A 23,027-nucleotide genomic window follows, 5' to 3' on the forward strand; every position below is an offset into this window, starting at 1 on the left:
CGGAAACTCACGCAGGCGTCACGCGCCAGACGCGGTAGGGCTGGTCGGGGTTCAGATGCACGCCCTGCTGCTTGCCGCGCCATACCATGCGGTTGCCGTCGATCAGGTCTTCCGCCTGCAAGGGACCGTCGTCCGGCAGGCCGAATTCCCACATGGGGATCTCCAGCGCGACGTCGCGCGGGCGATGCGGGTCCAGGCTGATGGCGACCAGCACGACGTTGTCGCGCTGCGGCGTGGACTTGGAGAAGAACAGCACCTGGTCGTCCCAGGCGGTGTGCCAGCGCAGGCCCAGGTGCGTATGCAGCGCCGCGTTGGCGCGGCGGATGGCGTTCAGGCGGGTGATCTCGCGCACGATGTTGCCGGGACGTTCGTGGTCCCAGGCGCGGATCTCGTATTTCTCGGAATCGAGATACTCCTCCTTGCCGGGCACCGCCGCCGCCTCGCACAGTTCGAAGCCGTTGTAGACGCCCCAGAGGCCGGACAGCGTCGCCGCCAGCGCCGCGCGGATCAGGAAGCCGCCGCGTCCGGACTGCTGGAGGAAGCGCGGATTGATGTCCGGCGTGTTGACGAAGAAATGCGGGCGGAAGAAATCCGCGGGCGGTCCCTGCGTCAGCTCGGTCAGGTACTCGGTGAATTCCTGCTTGGTCTCGCGCCAGGTGAAATACGTATAGGACTGGGTGAAGCCGACCTTGGCCAGGCGGTACATCATCTTGGGCCGGGTGAAGGCTTCCGAGAGGAACAGCACGTCGGGGTGGCGGCCCTGCACGTCGCCTATCATCCATTGCCAGAAGGGCAGGGGCTTGGTGTGCGGGTTGTCGACGCGGAAGACCCGCACGCCCTGGGTGACCCAGAACAGGACCACGTCGCGCAGCGCGCGCCACAGCGGCGCCTGGCGCGAGGCCCCGGGCTTGATGCCGTAGAAGTCGACGTTGACGATGTCCTCGTATTTCTTCGGCGGGTTCTCGGCGTACTTCAGCGAGCCGTCGGGGCGCCAGTCGAACCATTCCGGATGCGCTTTCAGCCAGGGATGGTCGGGCGAGCACTGGATGGCGAAATCCAGCGCCAGTTCCAGGCCATGCGCGCGCGCGGCCGCGACCAGGCGGCGGAAATCCTCCAGCGTGCCCAGTTCCGGATGCACGGCATCGTGGCCGCCTTCGGCCGCGCCGATGGCATACGGGCTGCCGGGATCGTCCGGACCGGCTTGCAGGCTGTTGTTGCGCCCCTTGCGGTTGCGCGCGCCGATGGGATGGATGGGCGGGAAGTACAGCGTGTCGAAACCCATCGCGCGTATCCGCGGCAGCGCGGCGATGACGTCGTCGAAGGTGCCGTGGCGGCGCGGGTCGCCGCTCTGCGAACGGGGGAAGATCTCGTACCAACTGGAGAAGACCGCCGCCGGCCGGTCCACGGTGACCGGATATTCGGCGGAGGTGGTTTCGAAACGCCGTTCGTCGGCGCGGTGCATCGCGCGCGCCGTGGCGGGATCCAGCAGGGCGGCGACCTGGTCCGGCGTGGGCGGCGGGAAGCGCGGCGGCGCGTCCTCGTCGGCGGCCTTCTTGCGGCCGCGGCGCGGCTTGTCGGCCGGCGCGGCGCCCAGGGTGTCCAGCACCTGGCGCAGCACCGCCTCGCTTTCCTTGTCGGTGTCGGGCAGGCGGTCCAGCGCTTCTTGCACCAGGATGCGGCCTTCGGCGGTCTCCAGCGCGATGTCGACCCCCGCGCGGTATTTCTTCTCGAAGCCGCTGCGGAAGGTGGTCCAGATGTCGTCCCAGCCCTGCACGGCGTAGTAATGGCGGCCGATGCGCGCGGGCGCGAAGCTGGCCGTCCAGCGGTCGTTCTCGCGCAGCGTCATGGGCACGCGCTGCCATTCCTTTTCGTCCGCGGCGCGCCACAGCAGCGCCACGGCGATGTATTCGTGGCCGTCGGAGAAAACGTCGGCCTCGACCGTGATGGTCTGGCCCAGCACCCGCTTGATCGGGAAGGCGCCGCCGTCGACCGCCGGCGCCACCTGCTCGATGGCCAGGCGCGGCTGGCGCATCGCCGCGGTCACCGCCAGGCGCGCGTCGTCGGAGCCGGGCACGGTGACCGGCGGCAGGCGGCTGGCGCCCAGCCGCAGCATGTCGCCCGGCGCCAGCGTGGGCGGCAGGTCCTGCGCCGGGCGGTCGGCGTCCCACTGGTCCAGGCGGCTGTAGCCTTCGGGCAGGCGCGCGCGGATGGCGTCCCAGTCCGGCGAGGCGGCCTGGTCGTCGTTGGGATTGAGCACGACCAGCCGGCCGCTGCTCTTGTTGCGGCCGTTGCCCGCGGGGGCCGTCGCCGCCCCGTCGCCGCGAAACAGCGCGGTGACGCCGGTATGCGGGCCTTGCAGGCTGTGCAGCGGGCCGCGCGCGGACGCGGTGCGCGTCAGCCACTGGTTGGCGCGGCCGATGTCGATGTGCAGGCCGGGGTCGCCCTGCGGGTTCTCGCGCACGCCGCTGCCGTCGCGTTCCAGCGTATGGGTGGCGGCGTCCTCGAAGCCCATGGGCACCAGCAGGCCGTCGCCGATCACGGCGGCGGTCCAGACCGCGCGCGCGGCGTTGCGATAGCGGTCGGCCGGATCGTTGCGCCAGGACGCCACCCGCTTCGCGTAGGGCGCTTCCACGGGCGCGATCACCGGGGCGATGGCGCGCAGGCGGTCGGTTTCTTCCAGCAGCCATTCGGCGCGGTAGTCCCACCAGGGGAAGGACGAAAAAACGGCATCGAAGCCGACGCCGGCCAGCGGCGCCAGGTCCCAGGGCGCCACCCCGGGGGTCCAGGCCAGCCAGCGGCAATCCTGCCGGACGGCGCGCACGCCCTGGATCAGGTCGCGCCAGTCCGCCGGCGCCAGGTGCGCCAGGCCTTCGCAGCGGAAGCCCGCCACGCCGTTCTCCACCCACAGCCCCAGGCGCTCGACCCAGTGGTCGACGAAGCCGGCGGGCGCGCGGCCCTGGTCGCGGCGCAGCGCCAGGGCATGGCGGTCTTCCCAGGGGCGGCGCGGATCGCGCGCGGCTTCGTCGCCGTCGTCCTCGTACCAATGGGGGTGGGCTTGCGCGGCGGCGCCGCCCATGGCGACCTTGTCCAGCGGCAGGTCGATCATCAGCGCCAGTCCATGCTGGCCGCACAGGCGGGACAGCGTGGTCATGGCGGCCGCCAGGTCCATCTCGCCCAGGGCGGGATGGAGGCGGTCGGGATCGGCGGGGACGTAGGGATTGCCGGCGGGGTCGGGCGTCCAGAGGGGCGCCGTCATCAAGGTGTCGAAGCCCAGCGACGCGACGCGCGCGCAACGCGCCTGCCAGTGGCTGAGGCTGTCTCCGGAGAGGGAGCCAACGTGCAAGGGATGGACATAGTAAATACGCATGAGCAGGCCTAGTTCGACGTCGGCGTTGGAAGAGTTGAAGGTATGGGCGGGGCGGTCCGCGGCATCAGTCTCCCGCGCCGGCGGCCAGCGGCGCCGGTTGCGCGACAGTCAATGCCTTCAGCGGCCGCGCGGCGGCGCTGACCTGGTCGAGCAGGCTGGGGCGGCCGACCGCGGTGACCTCGGCGGGCGCCAGGCTTTCGGCGGCGACGCGGTCGGGCTGGATGGAGCGGTATAGCGTCATATAGAGCGGCGCCGCGCGTTCCCAACTGAAATCGGCGGCCATCGCCTTGTGCTGCATGGCGCGCCAGATCTCGGGGCGGCGATAGAGGCCCAGCGCGCGGGTGATGGCGGCGGCCATGGCGTCGACGGTTTCGCCGTCGAACAGGATGCCGGTGGCGGCGCGCATGGCGTCGCGGCCGGAACCGGCGCCCAGGTCGACGATGGTGTCGGCCATGCCGCCGACCCGCGAGCCGATGGGGATGGTGCCGTAGCGCATGGCGTAGAGCGGCGTCAGGCCGAAGGGCTCGAAGCGGCTGCCGTGCAGCAGCATGTCGCCGCCGGCATGCAGCCTGTGCGCCGCGTCCTCGTCGAAGCCGACGCGCACGCCGCAGCGGCCCGGGTAGCGGTGCGGCAGGCGCTGGAATTCCTGTTCCAGCGGCCGTTCGCCCTGGCCCAGCACGGCGACCTGCAGTTCGGGATGATGGTCCAGCGCGCGCTGCACGGCCTGCAGCGCCACGTCGGCCATTTTCTGGTGCGTCAGGCGGCTGCCCATGACCAGCAGGGGCGCGTCGGCGTCGAGGGTCAGCCCGAAGCGGCGTTGCAGCTCCCGCTTGTTGTGCGCCTTGTTGGCCATGTCGCCGGCGTGGTAGCGATAGACGCCCAGGTGCGGATCGGTGGCGGGGTCCCATTCGCGCGCGTCGATGCCGTTGGGGACCGCCAGCAGTTCATGCTGGCGCGAGGCAAGCAGGCCTTGCAAGCCGCAGCCAAAGCGCTCGGTAAGAATTTCACGGGCGTAGGTGTAGCTGACCGTGGTGATGCGGTCGGCGTAGCGCAGGCCCGCCTTCATGAAACTGAGCTTGCCCCAGAACTCGGCGCCGTCCCAGGTCAGGTACTTGTCGGGCACGCCCAGCGAGGCCGCCCACTCCATGTCGTAGAGACCCTGGAAAGCCATGTTGTGGATGGTCAGCACGCTCTTGACGTCGTGCAGGCCGGCGTCGCGCAGCAGCAGCGGCACCAGGCCCGCATGCCAGTCGTGCGCGTGCACGATGTCGGGCCGGTCGACGCCGGCGCGGCCGGCCGCGATCAGGGTCGCGGCATGGGCCAGGGCGCCGAAGCGCAGCGGGTTGTCGGCGTATTCGCGGCCGTCGCGGTCGACGTAGAGGTGATCGCGGTCGTACAGGGCGTCGTTCTGGAGCAGCAGCACCGGCACGCCGCCCAAGGCCGCGCAGGGCGCCCGCCACAGGCGCGCGGGACCGCCGGGCAGGGCGGTGAAGCGCGCGATTTCGCGGGCATTGGGCAATTGGGCCAGCACGCCGCGATAGGCGGGCATCAGGATCTGGATGGAGGCGCCGGGCGCGGCATGCAGGGCGCGCGCCATGCCGCTGACGGCATCCCCGAGGCCCCCGGTTTTCGCCAGGGGAAATGCTTCCGACGTTACAGCCAAGATTTTCATCGACACGATACCTGCTCCAGGGCGACGGCAATGATGGGGACGTATAGCCAAATGACGGAGGCCGGCTGCGGGCCACCGCCACGCGCCATGCTGCGGCGCAAGGAAAAGCGGTGACAGGACAATTTCTACGCCGAATATTTCGGTTTGAATATCGCCGGCCCTTTAATTTTTGTTTGGTGCGCAAGCCTCGTGCCCGGGCTTTTCATAGGAGGAAACGGGTAGCGCCGGGTAGGTTCCGAATTGAATGGTTACCAAATTTCTGCATTCCAATATCGGGGCCGGGTCGGTGGCGGCGTGTTATTTGCTTGCGGCGGGCGCGGGCCGTGCATCCTGTGCCGAGATGCCGCGGCCGGATGACCGCATGTCCGCCTGGCACCGTGCCCGCACGCCCCTGATGCCATTACGCCATTACGCCATTACGCGAGATGCTTATCCGATGGATTTGATCGTCGCCCGTCCCGAAGGCCTGTACTGCCCGCCGGGCGATTTCCATATCGACCCCTGGCGGCCGGTCGACCGGGCCGTGATCACGCACGCGCATTCCGACCACGCCCGCGCCGGCAGCGCGCATTACCTGGCGGCGCGCGCGGGCGAGGCCGTGCTGCGGCAGCGGCTGGGCGACATCGACTTGCAGGCCGTCGCCTACGGCGAGGCGGTGACGCATAACGGCGTGCGCGTCAGCCTGCATCCGGCGGGACACGTCCTCGGTTCGGCCCAGGTGCGGGTGGAATACCGCGGCGAGGTCTGGGTGGCGTCCGGCGACTACAAGCTGGGGGACGATCCCACCTGCGCGCCCTTCGAGCCGGTGCCTTGCGAGGTGTTCATCACCGAGTCCACCTTCGGCCTGCCGATATACCGGTGGCAGCCGGGCCAGGACCTGTACCGCCAGATCAATGCCTGGTGGGCCGCCAACGCCGCCGCCGGGCGCACGTCGGTGCTCTATTGCTATGCCTTCGGCAAGGCGCAGCGCATCCTGTGCGGACTGGATACGTCGATCGGGCCGGTCGTCGCGCATGGGGCGGTGGAGAATGTCAACCGCGGCTATCGCGCGGCCGGGGTGGCGCTGCCCCCGGTGTCGCGGGCGGACGAGGTGGAGGCGACTGCCTTGCGGCGGGCGCTGGTCCTGGCGCCGCCTTCCGCGCGCGGCACCGGCTGGCTGCGGCGATTCGGAGATCATGCGGACGCCTTCGCCAGCGGCTGGATGCAGGTGCGGGGCGCGCGCCGCCGCCGCGGCGTGGACCGCGGCTTCGTGCTGTCGGACCATGCCGATTGGCCAGGCTTGCAAACGGCCATCGGCGCGTCCGGCGCCAGCCGCGTGATCGTCACGCACGGCCAGGTGGCGGTGCTGGTGCGCTGGCTGAATGAACTGGGCATCGCCGCCCAGGCCTTCGAGACGGCCTATGGCGACGAGGACGACGAGGGGACGGGCGGGGAGGCCGCCGAGGTGGAGACCGGCAACGCGCCGGTCGTGCCGCCCGGGCCGGAGGGCCGGCAATGAAGGCTTTCGCCGATCTTTATGCGCGCCTGGACGCGACCACGTCCAGCAACGCCAAGCTGGCCGCCATGAGCGACTACTTCCGCGCGGCGCCGCCGGCGGACGCGGCCTGGGCCGCCTACTTCCTGGCCGGCGGCAAGCCCCGCCAACTGGTGCCGGTGAAGCTGCTACGGCAATACATCATGACGGCCGCCGGCATCACGGAATGGCTGTATGAGGAGTGCTACCAGGCCGTCGGCGACATGGCCGAGACCCTGTCCCTGTTGCTGCCCGCGCCCGGCGAGCCCGACGACGCGGGCCTGGCGCAATGGGTCGAGGAACGCCTGCTGCCCCTGCGCGGCTTGCCGCCCGAGCAGGCGCTGGAACGCCTGGCCGCCTTGTTCGAGCGGCTGGACGCGCACGGGCGCTTCGTCTGCGCCAAGCTGATTACCGGCAGCATGCGGGTCGGCGTGTCCAAGCTGCTGCTCACGCGCGCGCTAGCGGCGGTGGCCGGCATCGAAACCGCGCACATGGCGCAGCGCCTGATCGGCTATACGGACATCGGCGCGCGGCCGGCGCCGCAGGCCTACTTGGACCTGCTCGCGCCGGTGTCCTTCGATGCCCGGGCGCGGGCCGACGGCCGGCCCTATCCCTTCTTCCTCGCCCATCCGCTGGCGGCCCCCCTCGACCGCCTGCCGTCCCTGCTCGGGCCGACCGGCGATTGGCTGGTGGAGTGGAAATGGGACGGCATCCGCGCGCAGGTGGTGCGGCGGGCGGGACAGACGTGGGTGTGGTCGCGCGGCGAGGAACTGGTCAGCGAGCGGTTTCCGGAGCTGCTGCGGCTCGGGGAACTGTTGCCCGACGGCACGGTGCTGGACGGCGAAATCGTGGTCTGGCGCGAGGACCGCGTCCAGCCTTTCGCGCAGTTGCAGCGGCGGCTCGGCCGCAAGAACGTCGGCGCGCGCCTGCTGGCCGACGTGCCGGTGGTGCTGCTGGCCTACGACCTGATGGAGCTGGAAGGCGTGGACCTGCGCACCCAACCCCAGGCCGCGCGCCGCGCGGCGCTGGAGCGGCTGGCCGCGCAGGTGGAGGAGCGGGCGCGGGCCGGGGAGACGCATCCGTCGTCCTCCCTGGTCCTGTCGCCCTTGCTGCACGGCGACGACTGGGCGGCCTTGGAGGCGCAGCGGGCGCGGTCGCGCGAACTGGGCGTGGAGGGCATGATGCTGAAGGCGGCCGGCGCCGCCTATGGCGTCGGCCGCACGCGCGAGACGGGCATCTGGTGGAAGTGGAAGATCGATCCCTATTCCGTCGACGCCGTCCTGATCTACGCGCAACGTGGCCATGGACGCCGCGCCAGCCTCTACACCGACTACACCTTCGCCGTGTGGGACGCACCGCCGGAGGCGCCCGAGCGGCGGCTGGTGCCCTTCGCCAAGGCGTATTCGGGCTTGAGCGACGAGGAGATCCGCGCGGTCGACGCCATCGTGCGCAAGACCACGATAGAGAAGTTCGGGCCGGTGCGCAGCGTGGCGCCGACGCAGGTCTTCGAGCTGGGCTTCGAGGGCATCTCGCGCAGCGCGCGCCACAAGAGCGGCGTCGCGGTGCGCTTCCCGCGCATGCTGCGCTGGCGCCAGGACAAGGGCGTGGCCGACGCCGATACCTTGCAGACCCTGGCGGAGCTGCTGCCGTCATGACGCCCGCCCGTTCTCGCACGCAAGCCCCGGACGATCCTGTCGCCCGCAACGAGGCGTGGATGGCGCGGCAAGGTTGGCGGCCTTTCGATTTCCAGCGCGAAATCTGGGATGCCATGGCGCGCGGGGAGAGCGGGCTGCTGCATGCGACCACCGGCGCGGGCAAGACGTATGCGGTGTGGCTGGGCGCCCTGGCGGCCTATGCGCCGGGCGGCGCGAGCAAGCCGCCGCCCCTCACTGTCCTCTGGCTGACGCCCATGCGCGCGCTGGCGGCCGATACGGCGCAGGCCCTGGCGCGACCATTGGCGGATTTCGGCTGCGCCTGGACGGTGGGCGTGCGCACCGGCGACACCCCCAGCACGGTCCGCGCCGCGCAGGACCGCACCCTGCCGACGGCGCTGGTGACCACGCCGGAAAGCCTGTCCCTGCTGCTGTCGCGTTCCAACGCGCATGAACTACTGGGCCGGGTCCGCGCCGTCGTGGTGGACGAATGGCACGAACTGCTCGGCAACAAGCGCGGCGTGCAGGCGCAACTGGCGCTGGCGCGCCTGCGGCGATGGAATCCCGGGCTCTGCACCTGGGGCCTGTCCGCCACCCTGGGCAACCCGCGCGAGGCGATGGCGGTCCTGCTGGGCGAAGACGGGCATGACGGCGCCGATGCCGGCGCACGCCTTCCGCCGCGTGCCGGCGCCGATGCGCCGGGCCTTCTGGTCCGCGGCGCCTTGCCCAAGGCATTGATCATCGACACCCTGCTGCCGCCGGATCCCTTGCGCTTCCCATGGGCCGGCCATCTCGGCATGTCCATGCTGCCGGCGGTCTGCGCCGAGATCGAGGCCAGCGCCACGACGCTGGTCTTCGTCAACACCCGCGCGCAGGCCGAACTCTGGTACCAGGCCTTGCTGGACGCGCGGCCGGAATGGGCCGGCGTGCTGGCGCTGCACCATGGCTCGCTGGACAGCCAGACGCGCGCGTGGGTGGAAGCGGGCCTGAAGGACGGCCTGCTCAAGGCGGTGGTCTGCACGTCCAGCCTGGACCTGGGCGTGGATTTCCTGCCGGTCGAACGGGTGCTGCAGATCGGCTCCCCCAAGGGCGTGGCGCGCCTGCTTCAACGCGCCGGCCGTTCGGGGCATGCGCCGGGCCGGCCCTCGCGCGTCACCCTGGTGCCGACGCACAGCCTGGAACTCGTCGAGGCCTGCGCGGCGCGCGCGGCCGCCGAGGCGGGCCGCATCGAAGCGCGCGACCCGCCGGACCGCCCCTTGGACGTGCTGGTGCAGCACCTGGTGACCATCGCGCTGGGCGGCGGTTTCAGGCCGGACGACCTTTACGCGGAAGTGCGGCGCACGCATGCCTACCGGCATTTGTCGCCCGATGAATGGCAATGGGCCCTGGACTTCGTCGCCAGCGGCGGCCGTTCGCTGGGCGCCTACCCGGACTACCGGCGCGTCGCGCCCGACGGCGCGGGCGTCTGGCGCGTGCCGGACGCGCGCCTGGCGCGGCGGCATCGCATGAGCATCGGCACCATCGTCGCGGATGCGGCCATGCAGGTGCGCTACTGGTCCGGCCGCGGCGGCGGCGCGCGGCTGGGGACGGTGGAGGAGGGCTTCATCGCCCGCCTGCGGCCGGGCGACTGCTTTCTTTTCGCGGGCCGCCTGCTGGAGCTGGTGCGCGTGCATGAAATGACGGCCTATGTGCGCCGCGCCCAGGGCCGCCGGCCCGCCGTGCCGCGTTGGAACGGTGGCCGCATGCCCTTGTCCAGCGAGCTGGCCGACGCCGTCGTCGAACAGTTCGCGCTGGCGGCGCAGGGGCGCTATGAAAGCCCCGAGCTTGCCCGCGCCGAGCCCATGCTGGCCTTGCAGGCGCGCTGGTCGGCGCTGCCGCGGCCCGGCGTCCTGCTGGCGGAGACGCTGCGTTCGCGGGAGGGCTCGCACCTGTTCCTGTATCCCTTCGGCGGCCGCCACGTCCACCTGGGCGTGGCCAGCCTCATCGCGTGGCGGGTGGCGCGGCGCGCGCCGGCGACCTTCACGCTGGCGGTCAACGACTATGGACTGGAACTGCTGTGCCCCGAGCCGCAGGACTGGCCGGCGTTGTTCGCGGAGGCCGCGCCGGGACTGCTGGAGGAGGGCGATTTGCTGGAGGACGTCCTGGCCAGCCTGAACGCCGCCGAACTGGCGCAGCGGCGTTTCCGCGAGATCGCGCGGGTGTCCGGGCTGGTGTTCCAGGGTTTTCCAGGCGCGCACAAGAGCGCGCGGCAACTGCAGGCCTCGTCCAGCCTGTTCTACCAGGTCTTTCGTGAATACGACCCGCGCAACCTGCTGCTGACGCAGGCCGAACGGGAGGTCCTGGCGCAGGAGCTGGAGCTGCGGCGCCTGCGCCAGGTGCTGGCGCGGATGCGCTCCAGCCGCCTGCAATGGCAGCCGCTGGCGCGCGCCACGCCGCTGTCCTTTCCCTTGATGGTGGAGCGCCTGCGCGAGAAACTGTCGACCGAGAAACTGGCGGAGCGCGTGGCGCGCATGCTGGCGGACCTGGAGAAGGCGGCCGACGCGCCGCCGGTGGCCGAAGCGGGGAGGAAGCGCAATGTCCGGCGCAAGGCGTGAGACGACGGGCGAAGCGGAGGCCGGGGCAGGGGCGGCAGCGGTCGACGTGGCCGGCGAGCGCGTTTACCTGCTGCCGGCGCGGGCGCTATGGTGGCCGGACCGCGGCGCCTTGCTGCTGGCCGATCCGCATTTCGGCAAGGCGGCCGCCTACCGTTCGCTGGGGCAGCCGGTCCCGGCCGGCACCACCGCGGCGACGCTGGCCAGGCTGGACGCCTTGCTATCGGTCCTGCCCGTGCGGCGCTGCGTGGTGCTGGGGGATTTCCTGCATGCGCGGGCCGCGCGCGCGCCCGCCACGCTGGCGGCCTTGCGGGCGTGGCGCGAGCGGCATCCGCGCCTGGCGTGCGTGCTGGTGCGCGGCAACCATGACAGCCGCGCCGGCGATCCGCCCGCGGAGCTGGGGTTCGAGGTGGTGGACGAGCCGTATCGCCTGGGTTCTTTCGACTGCCGGCACCATCCGCCGGCGCCGGGTACGGCTTCCGTGGGACGGTACGCGTGGGCCGGCCACCTGCACCCGTCCCATATCTTGCGCGGCCGCGGCCGGGATAGCGCGCGCCTGCCTTGCTTCGTGCTGGACGAGGATCACGGCGTATTGCCGGCCTTCGGCGCGTTCACCGGCACCTGGCCGGTGCAATGCCGCGCGGGCCGCCGGATTTTCGTCGTCGCCGAAGATCGTGTGCTGGCGGCGCCGACGCCCGCCGCCTGAGCGCTACGCGCGGCGCGGCTCAGCCGTCGCAGTCGGCCCAGCAATTGGGCGTTTCGTACAGGCGCACCCGCGTCAGGCGCAGGTCCAGTCCGTAATGGCTGTGATAGTGCGGCGCCAGCGTCTCGAAGGCGATGCGCGCCAGGTTTTCGACGGTCGGAATGCGGTCCAGCACCACCGTCTTGTGATTGGGCAGGCTTTGCAGGAAATCCAGCACCGCCCGGTCGCCGGCATAGACGAGAAAGGCGTGATCCCAGCGCTCCACCAGCTCCTTGTTGGCGATGGCCTTGATGTCGGAGAAATCCATCAGCATGCCGTTGTCGGAGCTGCCCGGCGTGTTGACCACGTCGCCTTGCAGCGTGATTTCCAGCACGTAGCGATGGCCGTGCATATTGCGGCACTGGCTGCGGTGGTCGGGAATGCGGTGGCCGGCGTCGAACTCCAGCTTGCGGGTGACGGAAATCATGCCAGGCTCCGGGCCTGGGGGGCGGTGATCATGGAATGCCTATGTACTTGTGGGTTTGCAGGCTGAGCCGCCATTGCGGATGCTGCGTGCAGTAGCGCACGGCGCGCTCGGTATTGGCGACCCGTTGCGGGCCGTCCATGGGCTGCAGGAAAAAATGTTCGAAGTCCAGGCCGGCGAAGGATTCCGGCGGCGCGTCCAGTTGCGGATAGACCAGCTTCAGTTCGTTGCCCGCCCGCAGCGCCACCGGCGCCGTGCCCTTGGGGCTGACGCAGATCCAGTCGATGCCGGGCGGCGGCAGCAGCGTGCCATTGGTTTCGATGGCCACCTCGAAGCCTTCGGCGTGGACCGCGTCCAGCAGGGCGGCATCGAGCTGCAGCAGGGGCTCGCCGCCCGTGAAGACGACGTAGCGCCGATCGCGTTCCGGCCCCCAGGTGGCGGCCAGGGTCCGCGCCAGCGCCTGCGGGGTGGAAAACTTGCCGCCGCCGGGGCCGTCGGTGCCGACGAAATCGGTATCGCAGAAGGTACAGGCGGCGCCGGCCCGGTCGCTTTCGCGGCCCGACCACAGGTTGCAGCCGGCGAAGCGGCAGAACACCGCGGCGCGGCCGGCCTGGGCGCCTTCCCCCTGCAGGGTCTTGAAAATCTCTTTGGCGGCGTAGGTCATGGCGAAGCGGAAAAACGGGGCGAACCGATTATTTTAGCAAGCCTTGCGCCATTTTTCCCGGCGCCCCCGCGATCCGTCCCCGGGAACGACCCTATCCGCGTCGAGTCCGGCGCCGTCGGCCGGCGATGAACGCGACGCCGGGAAGAACGCTACGCCGGAAAAAACGCGAACCGCACGACGAACAGCGCGGCCACCAGCCAGGTCGCCGCGTGGATCTCCCGCGCCCGGCCGGTCAGCGTCTTCAGGACCACGTAGCTGATGAAGCCGAAGGCCAGGCCGTTGGCGATGGAGTAGGTGAAGGGCATGACCAGGGCGGTCAGGGCCGCCGGGGTGGCTTCGGCGACGTCGTTCCAGTTGACCTCGATCAGTTCGCGCATCATCAGGCCCGCCACGTAGAGCAGGGCGGGGGCGGTGGCGTAGGGCGGCACCGAGCCGGCCAGCGGCGAAATGAACAGCGCCGCCAGGAACAGCAGGGCGATCACCAGGGCCGTCATGCCGGTACGGCCGCCGGCCTGCACGCCGGAGGCGCTTTCCACGAAGGCGGTGGTGCTGCTGGTGCCCAGCATGGAGCCGGCGACGATGGCCGCGCTGTCGGCGAACAGCGCCTGGCCGAGCCGGTTGGGCTTGCCTTCCGGGACCAGGCCGGCGCGCTTGGCGACGCCGATCAGGGTGCCGGTGGCGTCGAAGACCTCGACCAGCACGAACACCAGGATGACGTGGAACAGGCCGCCGTGCAGGGCGCCGCGGATGTCCAGTTGCAGCAGGGTGGGCGCCAGGCTGGGCGGGGCGGAGAAGATGCCCTTGAACTGGTTCAGGCCCAGCAGCATGGACAGCACGGTCACCGCCAGGATGCCGATCAGGATCGCGCCGCGCACCCGCAGCGCGTCCAGCGTGGCGATGATGAAGAAGCCGAGGATGGCGAACAGCGGGCCGGGGGCGTGCAGGTTGCCCAGCGTCACCTTGGTGTCCGGGTGGGCGACCACGATGCCGGAATTCGACAGGGCGATGATGGCCAGGAACAGCCCGATGCCGGCGGCGATGGCGCTGCGCAGCGAGTTGGGAATGCCCCGCACCAGCCAGGCGCGTATGCCGGTGACCGTCAGCAGCAGGAAGATGATGCCCGAGATGAACACGGCGCCCAGGGCCTGCTGCCAACTGAATCCCATGGTCTTGACCACGGTGAAGGCGAAGAAGGCGTTCAGGCCCATGCCCGGCGCCAGGCCGATGGGCCAGTTCGCCAGCAGCGCCATGACCAGCGTGCCCAGGGCCGCGGCGAGGCAGGTGGCGACGAAGACCGCGTCGCGGTCCATGCCGGTGCTCGACAGGATGGTCGGGTTGACGAAGATGATGTAGGACATCGTCAGGAAGCTTGTCAGGCCGGCCACGGCTTCGGTCCGCGCGTCGCTGCCGTGCGCGCGCAAGTGAAACAGTCTTTCCAGCATCTTCTCTCCGTCTGTGGTTACGCCATCCCTGGGGCCGGGCGCGATGGTACGGATATTCCCGGCGATAGGCAACGTGCGTATCGTATCGCCCCGCTTCCCGGCCGGCCCGGCCTTTCCCCCGCCGCCGCAAGGTAAACTCCGGCGCATCATGATCATTCTCGGCTTCGAAAGCTCCTGCGACGAGACCGGCGTGGCGGTGGTCGACACCGCGCGCGGCCTGCTCGCGCACGCCCTGCACACCCAGATCGCCATGCACCGGGAGTATGGCGGCGTGGTGCCGGAACTGGCGTCGCGCGACCACGTGCGGCGCGTGCTGCCGCTGACCCGCAAGGCCCTGGCCGACGCCGGGCTGGGCGTGGCCGACGTCGACGCCGTGGCCTACACCGCCGGCCCCGGCCTGGCCGGCGCGCTGCTGGTCGGCGCCAGCGTGGCCCAGGCCTTCGCCTGGGCGCGCGACCTGCCCGCCATCCCCATCCATCACCTGGAAGGCCATCTGCTGTCGCCGCTGCTGGCCGACCCGCGCCCCGAGTTTCCCTTCGTGGCCCTGCTGGTGTCCGGCGGCCACACGCAGTTGATGCGGGTCGACGGCGTCGGCCGCTACGAACTGCTGGGCGAGACGCTGGACGACGCCGCGGGCGAGGCCTTCGACAAGTCGGCCAAGCTGCTGGGCCTGGGCTACCCAGGCGGTCCGGCCCTGGCGGCGATGGCCGAACGGGGCGACGCCGGCCGCTTCGAGCTGCCGCGTCCCATGCTGCACAGCGGCGACCTGGATTTCAGCTTCAGCGGCCTGAAGACGGCGGTGCTGACGCGGGTCAAGGCCGCCGAAAAGGACGGCGGCGCGCTGGACGAGCAGGCGCGCGCCGATCTCGCGGCGGCGACGCAGGCCGCCATCGTCGACGTGCTGGCGGCCAAGGCGGAAAAGGCCCTGAAGCAGACCGGCCTGAAGCGGCTGGTGGTGGCCGGCGGGGTGGGGGCGAACAAGCGCCTGCGCGCGCGGCTGGCGCAATCCCTGCCGCGCCTGAAGGCGCGGGCCTATTTCCCGCCCTTGGAACTATGCACCGACAACGGCGCGATGATCGCCTTCGCCGCCGCCGAGCGCGTCAAGGCGGGGCTGGTCACGCTGCGGCGCGACGAACATGCCTTCACGGTGCGCCCGCGCTGGGACCTGGCGGACGTGTCGGCCTGCTAGGTCGCCTTCTTCTTCTCGCCGATGCGCGATTCGGTGCCGTTCAGCAGCCGCGTGATGTTGGCGCGGTGCCGCACGATCAGCAGCAGCACGATGATGATGATGGCCACGCTCAGGGGCGCCTGCGCATACCAGGCCAGGCCGCTGCCGAAGATGTAGTAGAAGGGCGCGAAGACCGCCGCGGCCAGGGCGGCCAGCGACGAATAGCGGAAGAACACGGCCACGATCAGCCAGGTGAGGACGGTGGCCAGGGCCAGCAGCGGTTCTATCGCCAGCAGCACGCCCAGCGCGGTCGCCACGCCCTTGCCGCCGCGAAACCGCAGGAACAGCGGAAACAGATGCCCCAGGAAGACCGCCAGCGCCACCAGGGCCACCACGTTCCAGGACAACGAGGGCGTGCCCAGCCGCTGGGCCAGCCACACCATGAACCAGCCCTTGGCGGCGTCGCCCACCAGCGTCAGCGCGGCCGCCGTCTTGCTGCCGGAGCGCAGCACGTTGGTCGCGCCCGGGTTGCCGGAGCCATAGCTGCGCGGATCCTGCAGCCCCATCAGCTTGCTCACCACGACCGCGAAAGGGATGGACCCGATCACATAAGCCAGGAGGACCAGGCCCAGGCTGAACAAGAAGGAATGCGGTTCCTGCACCATGTGTATGTTTCCGTAAGGGCGACAGCCGCGGATTCTACTCCCTCGGTCGCATCGCGGGCCGGCGTCCGGGGTGCGCAGCGGGTACAATTCGACGCGCTCCGGCGCTTTATTTTCTTTTGGAAGCACAATGCGGATTCTCGTATCCAACGACGACGGTTATACGGCGCCCGGCCTGGTGGCGCTGGTCGAGGCGTTGCGGGGGCTGGGCGAATTGACGGTGGTGGCGCCGGAGGTCAACCACAGCGGCGCGTCGAACTCCCTGACGCTGAACCGGCCCTTGTCCGTGCGCGAGGCGGCCAACGGATTCCTGTACGTCAACGGCACCCCCTCGGACTGCGTCCACGTCGCCCTGACCGGCGGCCTGGTGCCGGCGCGTCCGGATCTCGTGGTGTCCGGCATCAACAACGGCGCGAACATGGGTGACGACACCCTGTACTCCGGCACGGTCGCCGCGGCGACCGAGGGGTATCTGTTCGGCATTCCCGCCATCGCCTTCTCGCTGGCCGAAAAAGGCTGGGAGAACCTGGACGCGGCCGCCGCCATGGCGCGCCGGGTGGTCGAACACCAGATCGCCCGGCCGCTGGCCGCGCCGGTGCTGCTGAACGTCAATTTCCCCAATCGCCCGCTGGAAGCCATGACCGGCTGGTCGGTTACCCGCCTGGGCAAGCGCCATCCCTCCGAGCCGGTCGTGCGCACCGCCACGCCCTACGGCGATACGGTCTACTGGATCGGCCCGGCCGGCGGCGCCGCCGACGCGACGCCGGGCACCGATTTCCACGCCGTCGCCGAAGGCAAGGTTTCCATCACCCCCTTGCGCCTGGATCTCACCCACCAGGGGCAACTCGACCCGGTGCGGACCTGGGCGGAGCCGTTATGCGCAAGCCGGTGAACCCGCAAGCGGCGCCGGCGGCCCAGCCGGGGCCGGCGCGCAGCCGCGCGGCCGCGGGCGCGGGCAGCCACGGACAGGCGCCCAAGGGCGTGACGCCCGCCAACAGCAATACGCGGATTTCGTCGGCCACGTTGCAGCGGCCCGCGGCCGCGCCCGTTGCGCGCAGCCCGGCCAGCAACCTGGGCCTGAATTCCGCCCGCCTGCGTTCGGCCATGGTGCAGCGGCTGCGCGACCAGGGCATCGGCGACGAGCGCGTGCTGGCCGCCATGGAGGCCGTGCCGCGCCACATCTTCGTCGACCAGGCCCTGGCCAGCCGCGCCTACGACGACGCCGCCTTGCCGATCGGCCATTCGCAGACCATTTCCCAGCCGTGGGTGGTGGCGCGCATGATCGCCGCCGTCTGCGACGGGCGCGCGCCGACCCGCGTGCTGGAGGTCGGCGCCGGCTGCGGCTACCAGGCGGCCGTGCTGTCGCACGTCGTGCGGGACGTTTTCGCCATTGAACGGATACGCGGGCTTTTTGATTTGGCGCGCGATCACCTGCGCTCGCTGCGCCTGAATACGCGGGTGCGGCTAACGTATGGCGACGGCATGCTGGGCCTGCCTAACGCCGCGCCATTCGATGCTATCGTTGTGGCCGCCGCGGGCATCGCCATCCCGCAGGCGCTTTTGAATCAATTGGCGCCGGGCGGCCGCCTGATCGCACCGGAGGGCACGTCCAGCCAGCGCCTGGTGCTGGTCGAGCGCACCGGCGCGACGGCGTGGAAACGAACGGAATTGGAAGCGGTGCGTTTTGTTCCGCTAAGGGCCGGCATACAATCTTGAGCAACCAGGAGAATCATATGCTCAACGGGCAGTTGTCACTGACCGGAATCAGTCATTTCGCGGGCGCTTCCTTCATGCGCGCGCAACGCAGCGTCATCTACGCGGCCCTGTGCGGCTGCGTGGTTCTTGCCGGTTGCACGACCGGCCCGCGCGCGCCCGTGGTCGACCTGACCAATGCGCCGCCCACGCCGGCGGCCAGCGGCGCGCCCGGCGGCACCTATGTCGTCAAGCCCGGCGATACGCTGTACAAGATCGCGCGCGCCAACGGCGTCGACGTGGACACCCTCAAGCACTGGAACGGCATGAGCGACTCCAACGTCCTGTCCGTCGGCCAGGTGCTCAAGCTGTCCGCGCCGACGGCCGGGGCCGCCGCCGCTCCCGTCGGGTCGCGCCCGGTCCTCAAGCCTTCGGAGCAGAGCACGGAGCCCACGCCGCTGCCGCCGCCGGGCGAGCAGCCGCAACCGGCCACGCCGGCGGCGCCGCCCGCCACCACCCCGGCGACGCAGCCGCCGCCCTCGGTGCCCGAGACGCCCAAGCCCTCGCGCGCGGCCGACGCCAGCATCATCAACTGGGCCTGGCCCGCCAGCGGCCAGTTGATCCAGACCTTCAACGCCAACACCAAGGGCATCGATATCGGCGGCAACGCCGGCGATCCCGTCACGGCGGCCGCCGACGGCAAGGTCATGTACAGCGGCAACGGCGTGCGCGGCCTGGGCAACCTGATCATCATCAACCACAACAACGGCTTCATCACCGCCTACGCCCACAACCGCGCCTTGCTGGTGAAGACCGGCCAGGAGGTCAAGCGCGGCGCCAAGGTGGCGGAGATCGGCCAGACCGACGCCGCTTCGCCGCGCCTGCACTTCGAGATCCGCCGCCAGGGCACGCCGGTCGATCCCTTGCAGTACCTGCCGCCGCGATGACGCCGACCCTGGTCTTCGACCTGGAGACCCTGCCGGACGTGCAGGGTCTGCGGCGGCTCAACGGCTGGGGGCCGGAGGTGCCGGACCTGGGGGTGGCGGAGCGCGCCTTCGCCGCGCGCCGCGAGGCCACCGGCGGCGATTTCCTGCCGCTGCACCTGCACCAGGTCGCGGTGATCGGCTGCGTCTTCCGCGACGAGCAGGGCTTTCGCGTGCGCACGCTGGGCAATCCCGACGATGGGGAGCCGGCCCTGCTGGCGCAGTTCTTCAAGACCATAGAGCGCTACACGCCCAAGCTGGTGAGCTGGAACGGCTCGGGTTTCGACCTGCCCGTGCTGCACTATCGCAGCCTGATCCATGGCGTCCCGGCGCCGCGCTACTGGGACATGGGCGAGGACGACCGCGAGTTCAAGTTCAACAACTACATCGGCCGCTACCACACCCGCCACGTCGACCTGATGGACGTGCTGGCCAAGTACAACGGCCGCGCCAACGCGCCGCTGGACCAGTTGGCCAAGCTGTGCGGCTTCCCCGGCAAGCTGGGCATGGACGGCGGCAAGGTGTGGGAATCGTGGTGCCAGGGGCGCGCCGACGAGGTGCGCGCCTATTGCGAAACCGACGTCGTCAACACCTGGCTGGTCTATTGCCGCTGGCGCTTCCTGCGCGGCGAGCTGGACCGGGTTTCCTACGACGAGGAAATCGCGCTGGTGCGCGAGTCGCTGGCCAACAATCCGGCGCCGCATTGGCGCGAATACCTGGCCGCCTGGGACGCGAATTGAGGAGGGATTGCGAAATCCGGGCGAAAACCCCCAATTTCGCAACCGACTGAAATAATCATCCTCGGATAAGAAACCAACTCGTAATCCGCCAGGACAGACAATGGTCTCGCGTTCCCACTCCACAGGAGACCAAGATGTCCCGATTCGCACTTCGTCCTATCATCGCCGGCCTGTCGCTGACCCTCGCCGCCGGCGCCCTGTCCGGCACGGCCCTGGCCGCCGCCGCCACTGATGCGCCCGCCGCCGCGCCCGCGGCCACGGCGCCGCACGGCGGTCCCGCCGGCAAGGGCCCGCACGCCGGTCCCGGCGAACACCGCCGCTGGGAGGGCATGCGCGACTCCCTCTGGATCCCCGGCCTGGGCCCCATCGGCAAGCAGGAAGTCGACCAGCTCAAGCTGAACGCCGACCAGCAAGGCCTGTTCAAGACGGCGCAGGATGCCCAGCGCGACCTGGGCAAGTCCATGCACGAGGCCGGCCGCAGCCGCCACCAGTTGCTCGACGAGCAGATCAAGGCCGGCAAGCTGGACCCGCACGCCCTGATGGACCAGGAAAACCAGAGCCGCCAGCAGTTCCAGGGCCAGGTCGACCAGGTCAAGCAGAAGTGGCTGGCCGTCTGGGATAGCCTGAACGACACCCAGCGCGGGCAGGTGACCCAGTTCGTCAAGCAGCGCCAGGCGCGTTGGGAGGCGGACCGCAAGGAGCACCGCGGTCCCGCCGGCCACCGTCCGCCGCCCCCGCCCGCGGGCGCCCCGGCGCCGGCCGACAAGCCGGCGGGTTGATCGTCCCGCAACACCACGCCTGACGCCGCCATGCCGGCCGGGGGGTAACCCTCCGGCCGGCGGCGGCAGGGCGGCTTCCCACGCCGCGTCCCGGAAGTTCGCAGATCCCGGGACGCGGCGCCTGCACCGCGAAATGCCCGATCCGGCTTGCCGGACCGGGCATTTTTCATCGCCGGGCCGCCCCAAGATGAAAAGCGCCCCCTCGGGGGGCAGCAAGCGGTGCAGCCGCGCGGCGTGGGGGCATTTTTTCATTTTCGTGCGAAAAAAATTCGTCGATGCACACTAAATGGCACCAATGTGGTGCGTATTGAATGATTTGGTCAGATTCTTAACCAAGTGAAAAAGTTGGCATGGATCGTGCTTTCAGGAAAGTAGGGCCAGTCCGGTCCGGCGTCTTCTGGAGGAGGGGAGACCGCCGCAGAGGACCTCGCTGGCTTGTACGGCAGTTTCCAAGCACGACGGATGGGGGCCCGCGCCGCCGCCGTTTCCAAGTCTCAACTTGTTCTCTCACCAGGATCCGAACCATGAAGAAGACGCTGCTCGCTGTACCCTTTGCCCTGGCTTCCTGCCTGACCGCCGGCACGGCCGATGCCGCGGACGCCACCGACCTGGGGGCCGGCTTTTCCCTGAGCGGCAATGCCACGGTGACCAACGACTACCGTTTTCGCGGCTATTCGCAGACGGACTTCCGCCCGGCCGCGCAGTTGGGCCTGGACCTGACGCACTCGTCGGGCTTCTACCTGGGCAACTGGAACTCCAACGTGTCCAGCTCCGTTTATACGGACGGCAACCTGGAAATGGATTTCTACGGCGGCTGGAAGGGCGACGTCGGCCATGGTTTCGGCCTCGACGTCGGCGTGCTGCACTACTACTACCCGGGGTCCAGTTCCCCCAAGGGCGGCAACTACAACAACACGGATCTCTATATCGGCGGCAGCTACGCCAACTACTCGCTGAAGTATTCCTATACCCCCGGCGACTTCTTCAGCACGCCGAACTCCAAGGGCACCTGGTACCTGGATGCCTCGGCCAACTTCGACCTGGGCGACGGCTGGGGCCTGGTGGGCCACGTCGGCTTCCAGAAGCTGAAGAATTCGACCGACACCGATGGCGACGAGTTGAGCCACTACGTCGACTACAAGCTGGGCGTGACCAAGGACATCAAGGGCTGGGTCTTCGGCCTGGCCGCGGTCGGCGCCTCCAAGGACAATTGGTACAACACCAAGTACGGCCACCCCGCGGGCCGCCTGGGCCTGCTGGCTTCCATCCAGCGCACTTTCTGACGATTTCCGAGCGGACCCGAGTCCGCCAGCTCCCAAGGGGCCAACGCCCGCCTTCACCGGCGGGCGTTGTCTTTTCGGCTTCCGTCCCACCCTATAATTCGGCCTGCTTTGAAATGTCATCTGGATGCTTAATTAATGGCCGAAGTTCTCGATATCGAATCCCTGGATCTGGAAGCCCGGGGGATCGCCCGCCGCGACGGCAAGGTCGTGTTCGTCGAAGGCGCCTTGCCCGGCGAACAGGTCACCGTGGAAACCGTGCGCCGCAAGCCGTCCTACGAAATCGCGCGCACCGTCGACGTGCTGCGGCCGTCGTCGCAGCGCGTCGCGCCGCGCTGCCCGCATTTCGGCGTCTGCGGCGGCTGCGCCATGCAGCATCTGGAGCCCTCGGCCCAGGTGGCCATCAAGCAGCGCTCGCTGGAGGACACGTTCTGGCACGTCGGCAAGCTGCGCCCCGCGCGCGTGCTGCCGCCGCTGCACGGCCCCACCTGGGGCTACCGTTTCCGCGCCCGCCTGTCGGTGCGCCTGGTGCTCAAGAAGGGCGGCGTCCTGGTCGGTTTCCACGAGCGCAAGAGCAGCTACGTGGCCGACATGCGCGAGTGCCATGTGCTGCCGCCGCACGTGGCCGCCTTGCTGATGCCGCTGCGCGCCATGATCGCCGGCATGTCGCAGCCCGACCACATGCCGCAGATCGAGGTCGCCGTGGGCGACGTGGCCACCGTGCTGGTGCTGCGCCACCTGGAGCCGCTGACCGACGACGACATCGCCATCCTGCGCGCGTTCGCCGCGCACCATGGCGTGCAATGGTGGCTGCAGCCCAAGGGGCCGGACACCTGTCATCCGCTGGAGCGCGAGCACGCCGAGGCCCTGGCGTATTCGCTGCCGGAGTTCGGGCTGCGCATGCCGTTCAAGCCCACCGACTTCACGCAGGTCAACCACGCCATCAACCGGGCCCTGATCTCGCGCGCCTTGACGCTGCTGGAGGTCCAGCCGACCGATCGCGTGGCGGACCTGTTCTGCGGCCTGGGCAATTTCACGCTGCCGCTGGCGACGCTGGCGCGCGAGGCGGTGGGCGTGGAGGGCAGCAAGGCGCTGACCGACCGCGCGATGGAAGCGGCGCGGCGCCATGGCCTGGGCGCGACGACGAGTTTCTCCACGCTCAACCTGTTCGAGGTGGACGTGAAGTGGCTGCGCGGCCTGGGCTATTTCGACCGCATGCTCATCGATCCGCCGCGCGAGGGCGCGCAGGCGGTGGCGCAAGCCCTGGCGCTGCTAACGCCGCAGGAGCGGCCGCGCCGCATCGTCTACGTGTCCTGTAATCCGGCCACCCTGGCGCGCGACGCGGCGATCATGGTGCATGAAGGCGGCTACGTGCTGCGCAGCGCGGGCGTCATCAATATGTTCCCGCATACGGGCCACGTCGAGTCCATCGCCGTGTTCGAATCGCTGGACGAGGAAAGCGTGCTGGCGGCGCAGAAGCAGGCGGCGGAGAAACGGCTGCTGGCCGAGCAGCAGGCCGCGGCATAAGGTTTCCGGACCGCGCTGCGTCCGCATGCTGGCGCCACCCGCGGCCTGTTTCCTTGCGGAGCGTGCACCGTACCGAGCCCGCAAAAACAAAGGCACGCGTCAGCGTGCCTTTGTTCATGGCCCCGAGGT

General features: G+C 69.9%; 18 protein-coding genes. 12 read left to right on the forward strand and 6 right to left on the reverse strand.

Annotated features, from left to right (window positions below):
- Positions 1-7: 7 nt before the first annotated feature.
- Complete coding sequence (locus CAL29_RS12775; RefSeq protein ID WP_094853388.1) at positions 8-3,367, reverse strand: maltotransferase domain-containing protein; 3,360 nt, start codon at positions 3,365-3,367, stop codon at positions 8-10.
- A gap of 64 nt (positions 3,368-3,431) precedes the next feature.
- Complete coding sequence (gene glgA, locus CAL29_RS12780) at positions 3,432-5,048, reverse strand: glycogen synthase GlgA (RefSeq protein ID WP_373559780.1); 1,617 nt, start codon at positions 5,046-5,048, stop codon at positions 3,432-3,434.
- Between the two features lie 427 nt (positions 5,049-5,475).
- Here glgA and CAL29_RS12785 point away from each other — a divergent pair, with 427 nt between their 5' ends.
- The 4 genes from CAL29_RS12785 to pdeM are packed head-to-tail and all read left to right on the forward strand — an operon-like array spanning position 5,476 to position 11,501.
- Positions 5,476-6,537, forward strand: coding sequence for a ligase-associated DNA damage response exonuclease (locus CAL29_RS12785; protein WP_094853390.1), 1,062 nt, complete (start codon positions 5,476-5,478; stop codon positions 6,535-6,537).
- Positions 6,534-8,207, forward strand: coding sequence for an ATP-dependent DNA ligase (locus CAL29_RS12790; RefSeq protein ID WP_094853391.1), 1,674 nt, complete (start codon positions 6,534-6,536; stop codon positions 8,205-8,207). The genes CAL29_RS12785 and CAL29_RS12790 overlap by 4 nt, the downstream gene beginning before the upstream one ends.
- On the forward strand, positions 8,204-10,798 hold the full coding sequence (locus CAL29_RS12795) for a ligase-associated DNA damage response DEXH box helicase (protein ID WP_094853392.1): 2,595 nt from the start codon (positions 8,204-8,206) through the stop codon (positions 10,796-10,798). Before CAL29_RS12790 ends, CAL29_RS12795 begins: the two co-directional genes overlap by 4 nt.
- Complete coding sequence (gene pdeM / locus CAL29_RS12800) at positions 10,779-11,501, forward strand: ligase-associated DNA damage response endonuclease PdeM (RefSeq protein ID WP_094853393.1); 723 nt, start codon at positions 10,779-10,781, stop codon at positions 11,499-11,501. Before CAL29_RS12795 ends, pdeM begins: the two co-directional genes overlap by 20 nt.
- 19 nt (positions 11,502-11,520) lie before the next feature.
- On the opposite strand, the gene queD is transcribed toward pdeM, so the two are convergent.
- From queD to CAL29_RS12815, 3 genes are all read right to left on the reverse strand, one after another.
- Positions 11,521-11,964: a 6-carboxytetrahydropterin synthase QueD gene (gene queD / locus CAL29_RS12805; RefSeq protein WP_094853394.1), complete on the reverse strand. Its 444-nt coding sequence runs from the start codon at positions 11,962-11,964 to the stop codon at positions 11,521-11,523.
- Positions 11,965-11,992: 28 nt separating this feature from the next.
- Entirely contained in the window at positions 11,993-12,625 is a 633-nt protein-coding gene (queE, locus tag CAL29_RS12810) for a 7-carboxy-7-deazaguanine synthase (protein WP_094853395.1), read from the reverse strand.
- A gap of 149 nt (positions 12,626-12,774) precedes the next feature.
- A complete protein-coding gene (locus CAL29_RS12815; protein ID WP_094853396.1) occupies positions 12,775-14,067 on the reverse strand; it encodes an NCS2 family permease in 1,293 nt (430 codons plus the stop codon).
- A 148-nt stretch (positions 14,068-14,215) separates the two neighbouring features.
- On the opposite strand from CAL29_RS12815, the gene tsaD reads away from it, so the two are divergent.
- Entirely contained in the window at positions 14,216-15,256 is a 1,041-nt protein-coding gene (gene tsaD, locus CAL29_RS12820; RefSeq protein WP_094853397.1) for a tRNA (adenosine(37)-N6)-threonylcarbamoyltransferase complex transferase subunit TsaD, read from the forward strand.
- Here the strand turns inward: tsaD and plsY are convergent.
- On the reverse strand, positions 15,253-15,900 hold the full coding sequence (gene plsY / locus CAL29_RS12825; RefSeq protein ID WP_094853398.1) for a glycerol-3-phosphate 1-O-acyltransferase PlsY: 648 nt from the start codon (positions 15,898-15,900) through the stop codon (positions 15,253-15,255). The genes tsaD and plsY overlap by 4 nt on opposite strands.
- Before the next feature lie 127 nt (positions 15,901-16,027).
- On the opposite strand from plsY, the gene surE reads away from it, so the two are divergent.
- The 7 genes from surE to rlmD all read left to right on the forward strand — a co-directional run bounded on the left by surE (position 16,028) and on the right by rlmD (position 22,898).
- Entirely contained in the window at positions 16,028-16,789 is a 762-nt protein-coding gene (surE, locus tag CAL29_RS12830; protein ID WP_094853399.1) for a 5'/3'-nucleotidase SurE, read from the forward strand.
- Positions 16,774-17,613, forward strand: coding sequence for a protein-L-isoaspartate(D-aspartate) O-methyltransferase (locus CAL29_RS12835; RefSeq protein ID WP_179284002.1), 840 nt, complete (start codon positions 16,774-16,776; stop codon positions 17,611-17,613). The genes surE and CAL29_RS12835 overlap by 16 nt, the downstream gene beginning before the upstream one ends.
- A 17-nt stretch (positions 17,614-17,630) precedes the next feature.
- Entirely contained in the window at positions 17,631-18,536 is a 906-nt protein-coding gene (locus CAL29_RS12840) for a peptidoglycan DD-metalloendopeptidase family protein (protein WP_094853400.1), read from the forward strand.
- Positions 18,533-19,312, forward strand: a complete 780-nt coding sequence (locus CAL29_RS12845; protein ID WP_094853401.1) for a 3'-5' exonuclease — start codon at positions 18,533-18,535, stop codon at positions 19,310-19,312. The genes CAL29_RS12840 and CAL29_RS12845 overlap by 4 nt, the downstream gene beginning before the upstream one ends.
- A 134-nt stretch (positions 19,313-19,446) precedes the next feature.
- Positions 19,447-20,091: a hypothetical protein gene (locus tag CAL29_RS12850; protein WP_094853402.1), complete on the forward strand. Its 645-nt coding sequence runs from the start codon at positions 19,447-19,449 to the stop codon at positions 20,089-20,091.
- A 524-nt stretch (positions 20,092-20,615) separates the two neighbouring features.
- Positions 20,616-21,374 (forward strand): TorF family putative porin, encoded by a 759-nt coding sequence (locus CAL29_RS12855; protein WP_094853403.1) that lies wholly within the window; start codon positions 20,616-20,618, stop codon positions 21,372-21,374.
- Positions 21,375-21,509: 135 nt separating this feature from the next.
- The gene (rlmD, locus tag CAL29_RS12860) at positions 21,510-22,898 is read left to right on the forward strand and encodes a 23S rRNA (uracil(1939)-C(5))-methyltransferase RlmD (RefSeq protein ID WP_094853404.1); all 1,389 of its coding nucleotides are present in this window, start codon (positions 21,510-21,512) and stop codon (positions 22,896-22,898) included.
- Positions 22,899-23,027: the final 129 nt, after the last annotated feature.

Source organism: Bordetella genomosp. 10 (genome assembly GCF_002261225.1).
GTDB lineage: Bacteria > Pseudomonadota > Gammaproteobacteria > Burkholderiales > Burkholderiaceae_B > Bordetella_C.